At 39.7% G+C, this 536-nt stretch carries 1 protein-coding gene; it reads left to right on the top strand.

The annotated features are described in order from the left end of the window. A partial coding sequence (locus PVV60_RS10700) for a DUF3987 domain-containing protein (RefSeq protein ID WP_273724696.1) occupies nt 1–536 on the top strand: 536 nt, incomplete at both ends.

Raw genomic sequence — 536 nt, forward strand, 5'->3', positions numbered from 1 at the left:
TTAAAAGAAAACCCCCGTGGTCTCTTAATGGTTCGTGATGAGTTATCTGGTTTTTTAACCAATCTAGAAAGAAAGGAATATCAAACAGACCGTGCTTTTTATCTCACAGCTTTTAATGGAGATGATCAATTTACCTATGACCGTATCGAGCGGGGAACCATTTTTATCCCCCATGTAACGTTATCAATAATTGGAGGCATTCAACCTTCACGCATTATTCCCATCATTCAAGCAATCCACCGTGGAATAAACGATGACGGTTTATTGCAACGGTTTCAAATGATTGTGTGGCCCGATGAAAATCAAGAGTGGAAATTGGTTGATAGACCACCCAATCAAGAGGGCTGGCAAAAGTATGAAGGGGTATTTCGCTCTTTTCGTGATAAACGATTAGGTTCTCCAGAACACCCGCTGATCATGCGTTTTATGCCAAAAGCACAAGAGAAATTTTATGAATGGTTAGAAAACCTTCATAGAGAGGCAAAAGGAGGTACTCACTCAGAAAGCTTACAATCGCATCTTTTAAAAATGCCAAA

The organism is Bartonella sp. AU18XJBT (assembly GCF_028618595.1).
Lineage (GTDB): Bacteria > Pseudomonadota > Alphaproteobacteria > Rhizobiales > Rhizobiaceae > Bartonella.